Origin of the sequence: Mesorhizobium australicum WSM2073 (genome assembly GCF_000230995.2) — a bacterium.
GTDB classification, from domain to species: Bacteria; Pseudomonadota; Alphaproteobacteria; order Rhizobiales; family Rhizobiaceae; genus Mesorhizobium; species Mesorhizobium australicum.
In genome coordinates, this window is sequence record NC_019973.1 from 1,920,707 (window position 1) to 1,933,742 (window position 13,036).

Here is a 13,036-nt window from a genome sequence, read left to right on the forward strand (position 1 = left end):
AACACGATGCTTCTCATCCGCTGCCCCTATTGCGAGGAAGAGCGCCCGGAACTCGAATTCCGCAACGCCGGCGAGGCGCACATCGCACGCTCGGCCAACATATCAGGCGAGAGCGACGACGACTTCGAGAAGTTCTTCTTCATTCGCTCCAATCCAAAGGGCATTATCTATGAGCGCTGGCGCCACATGCATGGCTGCGCGCGCTTCTTCAACGCGGTGCGAGACACCGTCACCGACAAGTTCGTCATGACCTACAAGGCCGGCGAACCGAAACCCTCCAAGCTGCCCGGAGTAGCGAAATGAGCGGCGCGTTGCGCATTCCCGGCGCCGGACGCCTCAGCCAGGCCAAGACCGCGCGGTTCAGCTTCGACGGCCAGTCCTATGAGGGCATCGAGGGGGACACTCTGGCCTCGGCGCTGCTCGCCAATGGCGTGCATCTGGTCGGCCGATCGTTCAAGTACCACCGCCCGCGCGGCATCCTGTCGGCCGGCGCGGAAGAGCCCAACGCGCTGGTGCAGATCGTGCGTGACGACGCGCGCAAGACGCCGAACGTGCGCGCCACCGTGCAGGAGCTCTATGACGGGCTCGCCGCCAATTCGCAGAACCGCTGGCCGTCGCTGTCCTTCGATGTCAGCGCGGTCAACGACCTGGCCTCGCCGCTGTTCTCGGCCGGTTTCTACTACAAAACCTTCATGTGGCCGAAGGCGGCCTGGAAGAGCCTCTACGAACCCAAGATCCGCGAAGCCGCCGGCCTCGGTGTTTCGCCCGACAAACCCGATCCCGACCATTATTCGTCGCGCTACGCCCATTGCGACGTGCTGGTGCTGGGCGGCGGCGCGGCCGGCATCGCGGCGGCACTTGCCGCGGCGGAGACCGGCGTGCGCGTCATCCTGGCCGACGAGCAGGCCGAGTTCGGCGGCAGCCTGCGCTTCGAATCTGGTGCGAAGATCGACGGCCAGGACGGCTTTGCCTGGGCACAAGCGGCGATCGCCAGACTGAGCGCGATGGACAATGTCCGGGTGCTGCCGCGCACCACGGCGTTCGGCTATTACGCGCAGAATTTCGTCGGTCTGGTCGAGCGCGTCAGCGATCACCTGAAGGTCCCCGGCCACGATCTGCCGCGCGAACGGCTCTGGCAGGTCCGCGCCAAGCGCGTGGTGCTGGCCTCCGGCGCCATCGAGCGTCACATGGTGTTTGCCAACAATGACAGGCCCGGCATCATGCTGGCGGGTGCGGCGCGCACCTTCCTCAACCATTATGGTGTCGCGGTTGGCCGGAATGTCGGCGTCTACACCGCCAACGATTCGGCTTACGGCGCCGCGATCGACCTGAAGAAGGCCGGCATCAACGTGGCGGCGATCGTCGATTTGCGTGACAACCCGACCGGCCCGGTGATCGATGAGGCCAGGGCCCTCGGCATCGAGATCAATTTCGGCCGTGCAGTGATCCGCGCCGGCGGCAAGCTACGCGTGTCGTCGATGACGGTGCAGCCGAAGAATGGCGGCGGCGAACGCACTATTCCCGTCGATGCGATCCTGATGTCCGCCGGCTGGACGCCGTCGGTGCATCTGTTCTCGCAATCGCGCGGCAAGGTTGCCTTCAACGACGAGACCAAGCGCTTCGTGCCTGGCACCTACGCGCAGGACTGCGTGTCGGTCGGCGCCTGCAACAGCACCGACGGCCTGACGGCGACCGTGGACGAGGCCTATGCGGCGGGCGCCAAGGCGGCGAAAGAAACAGGCGGCAAGGCGTCCAAGGGCACCAAGCCGAAGGTCGAAGCCTCGGAAAGCTGGTCGCGCGGCATGCTGGGTGCTGGCCCCGGCGCCGGGCCGGACACGACGGTGAAAGCCTTCGTCGATTTCCAGAACGACGTGACCGCCAAGGACATCCGCCAGGCGGTGCATGAAGGCATGCGCTCGATCGAGCATGTCAAGCGCTTCACCACCAACGGCATGGCGACCGACCAGGGCAAGACCTCTAACATGCACGGACTGGCGATTGCCGCCGAAACCCTGGGCAAGCCGATCCCGGAAGTCGGCCTGACCACGTTCCGCGCGCCCTACACGCCTGTCACCTTCGGCGCGATCGTCAGCCACGCGCGTGGGCCGCTGTTCGACCCAACACGCAGAACCGCGATCCATCCCTGGGCCGAGGCGCAAGGCGCGGTGTTCGAGGATGTCGGCCAGTGGAAGCGCGCCTGGTACTTCCCCAAGGCAGGCGAGGACATGCATGCGGCGGTCGACCGCGAATGCGTCGCCGTCCGCAACCAGGCCGGCCTGTTCGATGCGTCGACGCTGGGCAAGATCGAAGTGGTCGGCCCCGACGCGGCGAAGTTCATGGAACTGCTCTACACCAATCCGTGGGAGAAGCTGGAGCCCGGCCGCTGCCGCTATGGCATCATGCTGCGCGAGGACGGCTTCATCTATGATGACGGCGTCGTCGGCAGGCTGGCGCCGGACCGCTTCCATGTAACGACGACGACGGGCGGCGCGCCGCGCGTCATGAACCACATGGAGGATTACCTCCAGACCGAGTTCCCGCATCTTAATGTCTGGCTGACCTCGATCACCGAGCAGTGGGCGGTCATTGCCGTCCAGGGGCCGAAGTCGCGCGAGATCATTGCGCCGCTGGTCGAAGGCATCGACATGTCCGACGAGGCGCTGCCGCACATGTCGGTGCGCGAGGGCAAGATCTGCGGCGTGCCGACGAGGCTGTTCCGCATGTCGTTCACCGGCGAACGCGGTTTCGAGGTCAATGTGCCGGCCGACCATGGCCAGGCGGTCTGGGAAGCGTTGTGGGCCGAGGGCCAGAAGCATGGCGCCACCGCTTACGGCACCGAGGCGATGCACGTGCTGCGCGCCGAGAAGGGCTACATCATCGTAGGCCAGGATACGGACGGTACGGTGACGCCAAACGATGCCGGTCTGGACTGGGCGGTCGGCAAGAAGAAGGCCGATTTCGTCGGCATTCGCGGCCTGACGCGGCCTGATCTCGTCGCCAAGGGCCGCAAGCAACTGGTCGGCCTGAAGACCAAGGATCCAAAGGTGGTGCTGGAAGAAGGCGCGCAGATCGTCGAGGATCCCAAGCAGGCGATCCCGATGAAGATGATCGGCCATGTCACCTCGAGCTATTGGTCGCAAAATTGCGGCCGTTCCATCGCGCTGGGGCTGGTGGCCGGCGGCCGTGACCGGATGGGCGACACGCTCTATGTACCGATGCCGAACGGGGTCATCGAAGTGGAGGTTACCGGCATGGTGTTCTTCGACGAGACGGGAGGGCGCCTCAATGGCTAAGGCTGCTGCAAAGACGGCCACGATGGCTTCATCATCAGCAGAGCGGCGTCCGGCATTGGCCGGGCGCACTGTCTCCGCAACGAGTGTCAAGGTCGAAGTGCTGCCGCCGGCCGAGCGTATCTCGCTGCGCGCCCCGGAGGCTTCAGTCGCCGCTTTGTCGAAGGCGCTCGGCCTGACCTTGCCGAAGAAGCCGAAAACCTCGGCGTCGAAGGGCGGGCGTACGGCGTTGTGGCTTGGCCCGGACGAGTGGCTTGTCATCGACGAGGCCGGCAAGGACCCACTCGCCGATTGCGCAGGAGTTTCCGCCTTGCATTCGTCGGTCGGCATCTCGCATCGCAACATCGCGATTTTAGTCGCCGGTCCGGCGGCGGAAGCCGCGATCAATTCGGGCTGCCCGCAGGACCTGTCGCTCGACGCCTTCCCGGTGGGCGCCGCTTCGCGCACCATTCTCGGCAAGGCCGAGATCGTGCTGCTGCGCACGGCCGACGAGGCCTTCCGGGTCGAGTGCTGGCGTTCCTTCTCGGACTATGTCTTTACTTTCCTGTCCGAGGGAGCCCGCGACGCCGCCGGCTGACCCCGGAACGTTTGCCGCCCGCGTCCGTTGAGCGGCGACAGTCGAGGGAGAGATGCCGATGCCGTCGAAGTCCGCGCCGAAATCGCCGAAAACCGCGGCGGTCCGTTCGCTCGAACATGAGCGGCATTACGAGGCTGACGCCGAAGAGGAACTTGAGGAAGGCCTCGAGGACACGTTCCCGGCCAGCGATCCCGTGTCGATTACCGGGTCGTCCATTCCTGGAGCACCGGCGAAACCCGGCAAGGCCAAGACCGTCCCCGGCCGCAAGACCCGCAAACCCTGATTTCAGAATTTTTGGCTGACGGCCTCTTCCCAAGACCTCCGTGGATGCGATATTCAAAGCGCTTTGGAGAGGAAAAATGCCTGTTAGAGCCGTTGTCTGGGGTGAAAACGTCCATGAACAGACCAATGCTGCCGTGCGCGACCTCTATCCGCTGGGTATGCATGGCACCATTGCCGCCGCACTCAACCAGGACAAGGGCGTCGAAGCGACCACCGCCACCTTGCAGGAACCCGAGCATGGCCTGAGCGAGACGCGCCTGGCCGCCACCGACGTGCTTTTATGGTGGGGCCATGCCGCCCACGGCGAGGTCAAGGACGAGATCGTCGAGCGCGTGCAGAAGCGGGTCTGGGAAGGCATGGGGTTGATCGTGCTCCATTCCGGCCACTACTCGAAGATCTTCAAGCGGCTGATGGGCACGCCCTGTTCGCTGAAATGGCGCGAGGCGGGCGAGCGCGAGCGTGTCTGGGCGATCAACCGCGGCCACCCGATCGCGCAAGGCATCGGCGAATGCCTGGAGATCGGCGAGACGGAAATGTATGGCGAGCCGTTCGCGGTGCCGGAGCCGCTGGAGACGGTATTTGTCTCCTGGTACCAAGGCGGCGAGGTGTTCCGATCGGGGCTGACCTATCAGCGCGGGGCGGGAAAAATCTTCTACTTCTCGCCGGGCCATGAGACCTATCCGATCTATCACAATGAAGGCGTTCAGCAGGTGCTGCGCAACGCCGTGCATTGGGCGCACAACCCGGCCCCGGCCTGGTCCGGCATCACCAATGCGCCAAACGTGTCGACGGACAAGGCCAAGGAGAAGATCGTCCAGAAAGGCCTGCGCCTGCATGCGGACGGTGACAGGGGACTGAGCTGATGCACCGCCTGCTTTTGCTCGGCACCGGTTGGATCGCGGCGCATCATATCGAGGAGTTCGGTCAGGTCCCGGGCTGCGCCATCGTCGCTTGCGTGGACCACCTGCCGGGCCGCGCGGCGGCGTTCGCAGCCGCCAACAAAATAGGCACTTTCTTTGAAAGCCTCGATGCGGCGATCGCTTGGGGTGAGTTCGATGCCGCCATCAACGCCACGCCCGACCAGGTTCACAAGGCGACGACGCTGGCCCTGCTGGCCGCCGGGAAACATGTGTTCTGCGAAAAGCCGCTGGCGCCGAACCACGCCGATGCGCTTGCGATGAGCGATGCCGCCGAGGCGGCCGGGCTCGTCAACATGGTCAACCTGACCTATCGCAACACTCCGGTGATCCAGGAGGCGCGGCGCATGGTGCAGGCCGGCGAGATCGGCGAGTTGCGCCATGTCGAGGCGAGCTACCGGCAAAGCTGGCTGGTCAGCAAGTTCTGGGGCGATTGGCGGGTCGACGACAAATGGCTGTGGCGCCTGTCGGGCCGGCACGGTTCGACAGGCGTTTTGGGCGACGTCGGCATCCATATCCTCGACTTCGCGACCTATGGGGCGGCCGAGGATATCGTCAGCCTGCATGCCGATCTGGTGACGTTTCCGAAGGCGGAGGGCGACCGCATCGGCGACTATGTGCTCGACGTCAATGACAGCTTGGCGATAACGGCGCGGCTCGGTTCAGGCGCGCTGGCCACGATCATGGCCAGCCGCTACACGACAGGCCACGGCAATGATTTGTCGCTGGCCCTGCACGGTACCAAGGGCGCGATCAAGGTCGAGACCGACGGCAAGGTTTCGAAACTGTCCGCTTGCCTGGGTGACGACGTCGATCAGCACCGTTGGCGGACGCTGACGCCACCTGGCGTCAAGCACAACGCCCGGCGCTTTGTCGATGCGCTGGACACGGGACAGAACGGCGATCCGTCGTTCCGGCGGGCCGCCGACATGCAAAGGCTGATCGACGCGGCCTTCGAAAGTTCAGCGACCAAGTTGCCGGTCTCGATCGGCTGAAATCATCATCCGGCCGGCTGAGCCGGCCAGAACCGACTTTCGGAAAATCTCAGTAGGCGCTCGGCATGATCCAAGGGTTCACCGTGATGCCGAGCCGGGGACCCTTGCCGTCGGTCGTGGCTTCCGTGGAGGCCTTCTTGTCGACTGAGCCGGTCGAAGCGCAATCGAGCTTCATATGGGTCTTGGTGTCGACGCAGGTCGCGGCGGGAACGTGCTTGACCGCGTGGGTGCCGTTGGCGGCAAAGGCCGAGCCCGAAAGTGCCAGCACGGCGGCGAGGGTGAGGAGTGTCTTTTTCATGGCCTGTCTCCGGTTTCGGCGGGTGAATTTTTTTCGTACATGTACGTTATTCCGTACAAATACGTCCGTCGATCGCGAAGTTCAAGAGAAAATCGTACGCGTACGGTAGTTTTTTGTTAACCAAGAAAGTCGCCGCGGAAGGCTTGGAGGGGCGGTGCGGAATCTGGGAGAACAAAGGATATAGCGCTCAGCAGTTGACCGGTGTCTCGGTCAATGGCGGCACATCTTGCGTGCTGAGCGTGGCAAGGGTGAAGTCGCACATTCGCTTCACGAAAGCCTGCGGGTCGCCGAACGGGTAGAAGGGGAAGGTGATCAAAAGCGAGATCGTGCCATGGCCGACGGCCCACAGTATGGTGGCGATGGCGCGTGGATCGCCATGCAATTTGCCGGCGGCGACACAGGCCTCGACCCTGCTGATCAGCGCCTTCATTGCGGGGTTGCTTTCCTCCATGTCCTCGTAGCTCCTGCCTTCCGGCAGCTTGGTCTTTTCGGTCATGAAGACGGTGCGGTATTCGTTGGGGTTGCCGAGCCCGAAGGCGGCATATTCGGTCATGACCGCCTGCAAGGCCTCGATCGGATCGTCTGACGGGTGCTCCTCGATGCGTCGGGCGAGCGTTTCGAACGCGTCCTCGGCCAGGGCGAACAGGATGTCCTGCTTGTCGGCGAAGTAGGAATAGACCGACATCGGCGCATAGCCGACCCGCTTGGCCAGCTTGCGGATGGTCAAGCCTTCATAGCCTTCTTCCTGGACGAGCTTGTGCGCGGCCGCGACAAGCTCCGAGCGCAGTTCGGCCTTTTGTTTCTCGCGGCGTTTCTGGACGCTCAGCGGCAAGTCCGTTGCCCTTGTCTGGTTGGTGCCTGGCTAAATTATATACGCTGTACGGAAACGGACAAGGGCGCCGCGGGTTCCCACGCGGCAGGCGTCAGATCGCGCCGACACCGCCATCGATGGCCAGCGCATGGCCGGTCATGAAGGAATTGGCCGGGTCGGCGGCAAACAGGATGGCCGTGGTGATCTCGTCGACTTCCGCCACGCGCTTCATCGGTATGCCACGGGTCAGCTCGGCCAACGCCTCTGCCTCCGGAATGCCGGAGACGCTCACGAAACCGTCTATCATGCCCGTTCTGGTGTGGGCGGGGCAGATGGCATTGATGCGCAGACCCTTGCTGGCATATTCGACCGCCGCCGACCGGGTCAGGCCGATCACGCCATGCTTGGCGGCTGCATAGACCGAAAGCTTCGGCGCGCCCGAAAGGCCGGCGGCCGAGGCAATGTTGACGATGGCGCCGCCCTTGCCGGTCGCCTTGAACTGCCGCTCCATTTGCGGGATCTGGTGCTTCATGGCGTAGAAGACGCCGAGCAGGTCGATCTCGAGCACCCGGCGGGCTTCGTCCGATGGAACCTGCGGCAGGCGCACGAAGCTCTGAACGATGCCGGCATTGTTGACGGCGACATCCAGGCGGCCAAATTTTTCCAACGCCAGCGCCACCAGTGCTTCCGACAGTGCCTCCTCGGCAATGTTGCCTGCCAGCATCGCGGTCTCGGTATCGAGCGTCTCGGCGAAACTCATCAGGGCCGTTTCATCCAGGTCCGAGAGAACCAGCCGGGCGCCTTCGGCGGCAAAGCCCTTGGCGGCGCCACGGCCGAGGCCGCCGGCCGCGCCCGTGATCAGCACCGTGGTTCCATCAAAGCGGCCCATTGCTTAGTCTTCCTTGTCGATCAGCTCGGCGGCGAAGTGCGACAGCAGCTTCACCGCCTCGCCATAGGTCCTGGCTTTTTCCGGATTGGAAGCATTGCCGTCCAGCGCCCGCCTGTAGACACCCTGGCAGATTGCAGCCAGGCGGAAGAAGGAGAAGGCGAGGAAGAACGTCCAGTTGCCGATGCCGGCGAGGCCGCGCCGCCGGCAATAGGCAGCGACATAGTCTTCTTCCAAAGGCAGGCCGAGGGCCGGGCGATCGATGCCGCCAAGGCCGCGAAAGCCGGAGGCATGCGGCAGGCGCCATTGCATGCATTGATAGGCGATGTCGGCGAAGGGGTGGCCCGATGTCGACAATTCCCAATCGAGCACCGCCAGTACCCTCGGCTGGTCCGGCGCAAAGATCAGATTGTCCAGCCGATAGTCGCCATGCACCAGCGATATCAGGCCGTCATCGACCGGCAGGTGGGTTTCCAGCCAGGCGATCAGCCGGTCCATGTCGGCAATGATACCGGTTTCGGAAGCACGGTACTGGCCGGTCCAGCGTGCCAGCTGCCGCTCGAAGTAATTGCCGGGGCGTCCGAAATCGCCAAGACCCACGGCCTCGACATCGACATCGTGCAGGGCGGCGAGCGTGGCGTTCATGGCGTCGTAGATCGCGGCGCGTTCCTCGTTGCCGTGCGTCTCCGGCAGTGCCGGATCCCAGAAGATGCGGCCGTCCAGGAAATCCATGACGTAGAACATGCGGCCGATGGGCGAATCCTCGGTCGACAGGTGCAGCATTTCGGGCACTGGTACGGCGGTGCCGGAAAGCGCCTTCATCACACGGAATTCGCGGTCTACTTGGTGAGCCGATTTCAGGAGTTGGCCTGGCGGCTTGACGCGCAGCACGTAACGGCCGCTTGCCGCCGTCAGGAGATAGGTCGGGTTGGATTGGCCGGATTTGAATTTTTCGATGGCCGCGAGTCCGGAAAAACCCGGGATATGCGCGTCGAGGTAAGGCGCGAGCGTCGCCTGGTCGAGCGCGTTGGCGTCGCTCATGCTGTCTCGGGCTGGCGTTCAAGCAAGGTCAGCGTCAGCCAACGGGCGGTGAGCGCCGGTTTTTTGGAGCCTTCGATCTCGATGGTCACGTCGTGCGCCGTCTGCACCCAGCCCGACGGCCTGACCTTGACGTCGGCCAGCACGAAACGGGTGCGGATGCGCGCGCCGGTCTTCACCGGGGCGAGAAAGCGCAGCGAATCGAAACCGTGATTGACGCCCATCTTGCCGTTTTCCAGCGGCGGCATTGTCTCGAACGTCATCGCCGACAGCAGCGACAGCGATAGGAAGCCATGCGCGATGGTGCCGCCGAACGGCGTTTCGCGCTTGGCCCGCTCCGGATCGCAGTGGATGAACTGGTGGTCGTCGGTGGCGTCGGCGAACTGGTCGATCATGCGTTGCGTGACCACCCGCCAGGGCGAAACGCCGACCTCCTTGCCGACACTGGCCAGAAGCACATCGAGACTGATTGGTTCCACGCTCATGTCCTCCAGTTCACCTCCGGCTTCTGCGGCCGGAAAATGTCATTCCTTGAACAAGGTCAACCCATGCTGCACCGACTGCCCGCCGTCGATCGGAAGGATGGCGCCGGTGACATAGCTGCCTGCACGGCTGCACAAATAGAGCGTTGCGCCGGCAATGTCATCCGGTGTGCCGATGCGGCCGATCGGGACATGGCCGCCGACATGCCTGGCCTGCTCGTCCGTGCCGGTGGCAAATGCGGTCATACGGCTCTGGAAGGGACCGGGGGCAAAGGCGTTGACGGTGATGCGGCGGCCGGCGAATTCGAGCGCCAGCGTGCGTGTCAGGTGATGAACGGCCGCCTTGGAGGCGGTGTAGGAATAGGCGTCGTCGGCCAGCGGCTGCGTTCCCATCACCGAGCCCAGATTGATCACGCGGGCAGGATCTTCGTCGCTGGCGGCGGCATCGAGCAGCGGCAGCAATTCGCGTGTCAGATGGAAAACCGCGGTGACATTGACGCCGAACACCTTGGCCCATGCCGAATAAGGGAAGCTCTCCAGCGGCGCACCCCAGGACACGCCGGCATTGTTGATGAGGATATCGAGTTTGCCGGTGCGCGCCTTGACTTCGCCGACCAAGGCGGCAATGGCGGCCTCGCTGGAGACGTCGCCGGCAAAGCCTTCCGCTTGGCCCGAAGCGCCAAGCCCGTTCAACTCACTGGCCACCTTGATGCAGTCCTCGCCCTTGCGCGAGGCGATCATTACGCTGGCGCCGGCCTTGATCAGCGCGGTCGCCGCCATGCGGCCGATGCCGGTCGCGGCTCCCGTCACCAGCGCGGTCTTGCCGGTGACCGAAAACAGCTCGTCCAGATAGCTCATGACAATCCTCCGCACGGCCTGCGGGCAAACAGTTCGCGTTGACAAGGCTATCCGAAGTACGGTCATCCTTGCCACTGACAAAATGCCCGGCCTGCATGAAGGGTTAGCGACCGATGACGGAGATGAATCTCGGCATGACCGAACGGTTGAAGCCGATCCACGCCCGCGTCGCGGCCATGGTGCGCGACGAGATCATGCCGCTCGACAAGGAATTCCTGAGCGAGGTCGGCAAGGCCGGCGACCGTTGGGTCTACAGCAAGCGCCAGGGGGAGATCCTTGAGGGGCTGAAGAAGACCGCACGGGAGCGCGGCCTGTGGAACTTCTGGCTGACCGGCTCGGAGCGCGGCTACGGCCTGTCCACCGTCGAATACGCCTATTTGGCCGAGGAGATGGGCAAGGCGCATCTGGGCGCCGAAACCTTCAACTGCTCGGCACCCGACACCGGCAACATGGAGGTTCTGGAACGCTACGGCTCGGCCGAGCACAAGCGGGAATGGCTCGAGCCGCTGCTGGACGGAAAGATCCGCTCGGCCTATCTCATGACGGAGCCGGACGTCGCCTCCTCCGACGCCACCAACATTTCCATGCGCTGCGAGCGACAGGGCGGCGACTATCTGCTCAACGGCGAGAAATGGTGGGCGTCGGGTGCCGGTGACCCGCGCTGCGCCATTTACATCGTCATGGTGCGGACCGCCGGCGATGAAGAGCCACAGCACCGCCGCCATTCGATGATCCTGGTTCCCTCGGGCGCGAAGGGTGTGACCAAGGTCCGGGCGATGCAGGTCTATGGCGACGATGACGCGCCGCATGGCCACATGCATCTTCGCTTCGACAATGTGCGGATATCGACGTCGAACCTGATCCTCGGCGAGGGCAGGGGCTTCGAAATCGCGCAAGGCCGGCTCGGCCCCGGCCGCATCCATCACTGCATGCGCGCCATCGGCCAGGCCGAGATGGCGCTGGAGATGCTATGCCAGCGTTCCCTACGCCGCGAGGCCTTCGGCCAGAAGCTGGCGAAACTCGGCGCCAATCTCGACATCATTGCCGAATGTCGCATGGAGATCGAGATGGCCCGGCTGCTCTGCCTCAAGGCGGCATGGATGATCGATCAGGGCGACTCGCGGGCCGCGGCCCCCTGGATCAGCCAGATCAAGGTCATCGCGCCGCGCGTGGCGCTCAAGGTCACCGACGAGGCGGTGCAGATGTTCGGCGCGCAAGGCATCAGCCAGGATACGCCTCTCGCACGCTCGTGGACGCATCTCAGGACGCTGCGCCTCGCCGACGGGCCCGATGCAGTGCATCGGCGGCAGGTGGCACGCATGGAGCTGAAGAAATACACGCATGAAAAGATCTGAGCGCTGCCCGGCAGCGTTGCCGCTGACAAACAAGGAATACCGTCAATGACGATCCCCTCCGAAATGAAGGCGCTGCTCTTGGTCGGTGACGGCTATACGAGGACGCCGAGCGGCAGTGCGCTCGAGGCGATGGAGCCGTATCTCGAGCCGGGCAGCATCCCTGTGCCTGCGCCCGGACCTGGCCAAGTGCTGATCAAGGTCAGCCTCGCTTCGATCAATCCATCGGATGTCGCCTTCATCAAGGGCCAGTACGGCCAGCCGCGCGTTATGGGCCGTCCGGCCGGCTTCGAGGGTGTCGGCACGGTCGTCGCGGGCAGCGAGGAGCCCTATCCCAAGAGCCTTGTCGGCAAGCGCGTCGCTTTCGCCACCGGTCTGAGCAATTGGGGCTCGTGGGCTGAATATGCCGTCGCCGAGGCGGCGGCCTGCATTCCGCTTCTCGATACGGTTCGAGACGAGGATGGCGCTGCGATGATCGTCAATCCGCTGACCGCGATCGCCATGTTCGACATCGTCAAGCAGGAAGGCGAAAAGGCCTTCGTCATGACCGCCGGTGCGAGCCAGCTCTGCAAGCTGATCATCGGGCTGGCGAGGGAGGAAGGGTTTCGGCCTGTTGTCACGGTGCGCCGTGACGAGCAGATCGCGTTGCTGAAACAACTTGGCGCGGCGCATGTCCTCAACGAGAAGGTGCCTGATTTCGAGGCCACGCTGCGCGAGGTGATGAAGGCCGAACAGCCGCGCATCTTCCTCGATGCGGTCACCGGGCCGCTGGCATCAGCCATCTTCAACGCCATGCCAAAAAGGGCTCGCTGGATCATCTACGGCCGGCTCGATCCCGAGGCAACGATCATCCGCGAGCCCGGCCAGCTGATCTTCCAGCACAAGCACATCGAAGGCTTTTGGCTTAGCGAGTGGATGCGGCAATCCAGGGATCGGCGAGGTCCGGCAGTCCTCGAGGCACAGAAGCGTTTTTCGGACGGACGCTGGTCGACCGACGTGACGGCGGTCATTCCGCTGGCCGAGGCAATGGCGCGAATGCCGGCGGAACTGGCCAAGCCCAACGGCAAGGTGTTCATTCGGCCCTGATGCCGTCTTATGCGGCCCGGGAAGGGCGATCGCAGGCTTTCTGGACCTTTTCCCAGTTCGGTCGGCCATCCTTGGCGATCCCCGAAATTGATCGCCGCGTCTTTCGACCCCTATGCCTCGTCGCTTTGTCCGTGATATGTCGCCGCCATCGAATGCCGGGACGG

The 13,036-nt window shown here is 64.0% G+C and carries 14 protein-coding genes; 8 read left to right on the plus strand and 6 right to left on the minus strand.

From position 1 onward, the window contains the following. Positions 1-6 precede the first annotated feature (6 nt). The 6 genes from MESAU_RS09240 (at position 7) to MESAU_RS09265 (ending at position 6,061) form a co-directional block, all read left to right on the plus strand. Positions 7-303: a sarcosine oxidase subunit delta gene (locus tag MESAU_RS09240; protein WP_015315781.1), complete on the plus strand. Its 297-nt coding sequence runs from the start codon at positions 7-9 to the stop codon at positions 301-303. Beyond that, a complete protein-coding gene (locus tag MESAU_RS09245; protein WP_015315782.1) occupies positions 300-3,293 on the plus strand; it encodes a sarcosine oxidase subunit alpha in 2,994 nt (997 codons plus the stop codon). The genes MESAU_RS09240 and MESAU_RS09245 overlap by 4 nt, the downstream gene beginning before the upstream one ends. Further along, a complete protein-coding gene (locus tag MESAU_RS09250; protein ID WP_015315783.1) occupies positions 3,286-3,867 on the plus strand; it encodes a sarcosine oxidase subunit gamma in 582 nt (193 codons plus the stop codon). Before MESAU_RS09245 ends, MESAU_RS09250 begins: the two co-directional genes overlap by 8 nt. A gap of 58 nt (positions 3,868-3,925) precedes the next feature. After that, positions 3,926-4,150, plus strand: coding sequence for a hypothetical protein (locus tag MESAU_RS09255; protein ID WP_041163323.1), 225 nt, complete (start codon positions 3,926-3,928; stop codon positions 4,148-4,150). 76 nt (positions 4,151-4,226) lie between these two features. Then, positions 4,227-5,012 (plus strand): ThuA domain-containing protein, encoded by a 786-nt coding sequence (locus MESAU_RS09260; RefSeq protein WP_015315785.1) that lies wholly within the window; start codon positions 4,227-4,229, stop codon positions 5,010-5,012. Continuing rightward, positions 5,012-6,061, plus strand: coding sequence for a Gfo/Idh/MocA family protein (locus tag MESAU_RS09265; protein WP_015315786.1), 1,050 nt, complete (start codon positions 5,012-5,014; stop codon positions 6,059-6,061). Before MESAU_RS09260 ends, MESAU_RS09265 begins: the two co-directional genes overlap by 1 nt. A gap of 49 nt (positions 6,062-6,110) precedes the next feature. Here the strand turns inward: MESAU_RS09265 and MESAU_RS09270 are convergent, their stop codons facing one another. The 6 genes from MESAU_RS09270 to MESAU_RS09295 all read right to left on the minus strand — a co-directional run bounded on the left by MESAU_RS09270 (position 6,111) and on the right by MESAU_RS09295 (position 10,434). Next, positions 6,111-6,359 carry a DUF680 domain-containing protein gene (locus MESAU_RS09270; protein WP_015315787.1) on the minus strand — a complete coding sequence of 83 codons (249 nt, stop codon included), beginning with the start codon at positions 6,357-6,359 and terminating at the stop codon, positions 6,111-6,113. Positions 6,360-6,546: 187 nt separating this feature from the next. Continuing rightward, positions 6,547-7,191, minus strand: a complete 645-nt coding sequence (locus MESAU_RS09275) for a TetR/AcrR family transcriptional regulator (RefSeq protein WP_015315788.1) — start codon at positions 7,189-7,191, stop codon at positions 6,547-6,549. Between the two features lie 91 nt (positions 7,192-7,282). Beyond that, complete coding sequence (locus MESAU_RS09280; protein WP_015315789.1) at positions 7,283-8,059, minus strand: SDR family NAD(P)-dependent oxidoreductase; 777 nt, start codon at positions 8,057-8,059, stop codon at positions 7,283-7,285. A gap of 3 nt (positions 8,060-8,062) precedes the next feature. Further along, positions 8,063-9,097 carry a phosphotransferase gene (locus tag MESAU_RS09285; protein ID WP_015315790.1) on the minus strand — a complete coding sequence of 345 codons (1,035 nt, stop codon included), beginning with the start codon at positions 9,095-9,097 and terminating at the stop codon, positions 8,063-8,065. Then, positions 9,094-9,579 (minus strand): MaoC family dehydratase, encoded by a 486-nt coding sequence (locus tag MESAU_RS09290; RefSeq protein ID WP_023770549.1) that lies wholly within the window; start codon positions 9,577-9,579, stop codon positions 9,094-9,096. Before MESAU_RS09290 ends, MESAU_RS09285 begins: the two co-directional genes overlap by 4 nt. Before the next feature lie 39 nt (positions 9,580-9,618). Continuing rightward, positions 9,619-10,434, minus strand: a complete 816-nt coding sequence (locus MESAU_RS09295; RefSeq protein ID WP_015315792.1) for an SDR family oxidoreductase — start codon at positions 10,432-10,434, stop codon at positions 9,619-9,621. A gap of 113 nt (positions 10,435-10,547) precedes the next feature. Between MESAU_RS09295 and MESAU_RS09300 the strand changes: the two genes are divergently transcribed. Together MESAU_RS09300 and MESAU_RS09305 are read left to right on the plus strand one after the other, a co-directional pair. Further along, positions 10,548-11,789: an acyl-CoA dehydrogenase family protein gene (locus MESAU_RS09300; RefSeq protein ID WP_015315793.1), complete on the plus strand. Its 1,242-nt coding sequence runs from the start codon at positions 10,548-10,550 to the stop codon at positions 11,787-11,789. Between the two features lie 45 nt (positions 11,790-11,834). After that, on the plus strand, positions 11,835-12,872 hold the full coding sequence (locus MESAU_RS09305; RefSeq protein WP_015315794.1) for a zinc-binding dehydrogenase: 1,038 nt from the start codon (positions 11,835-11,837) through the stop codon (positions 12,870-12,872). Positions 12,873-13,036: the final 164 nt, after the last annotated feature.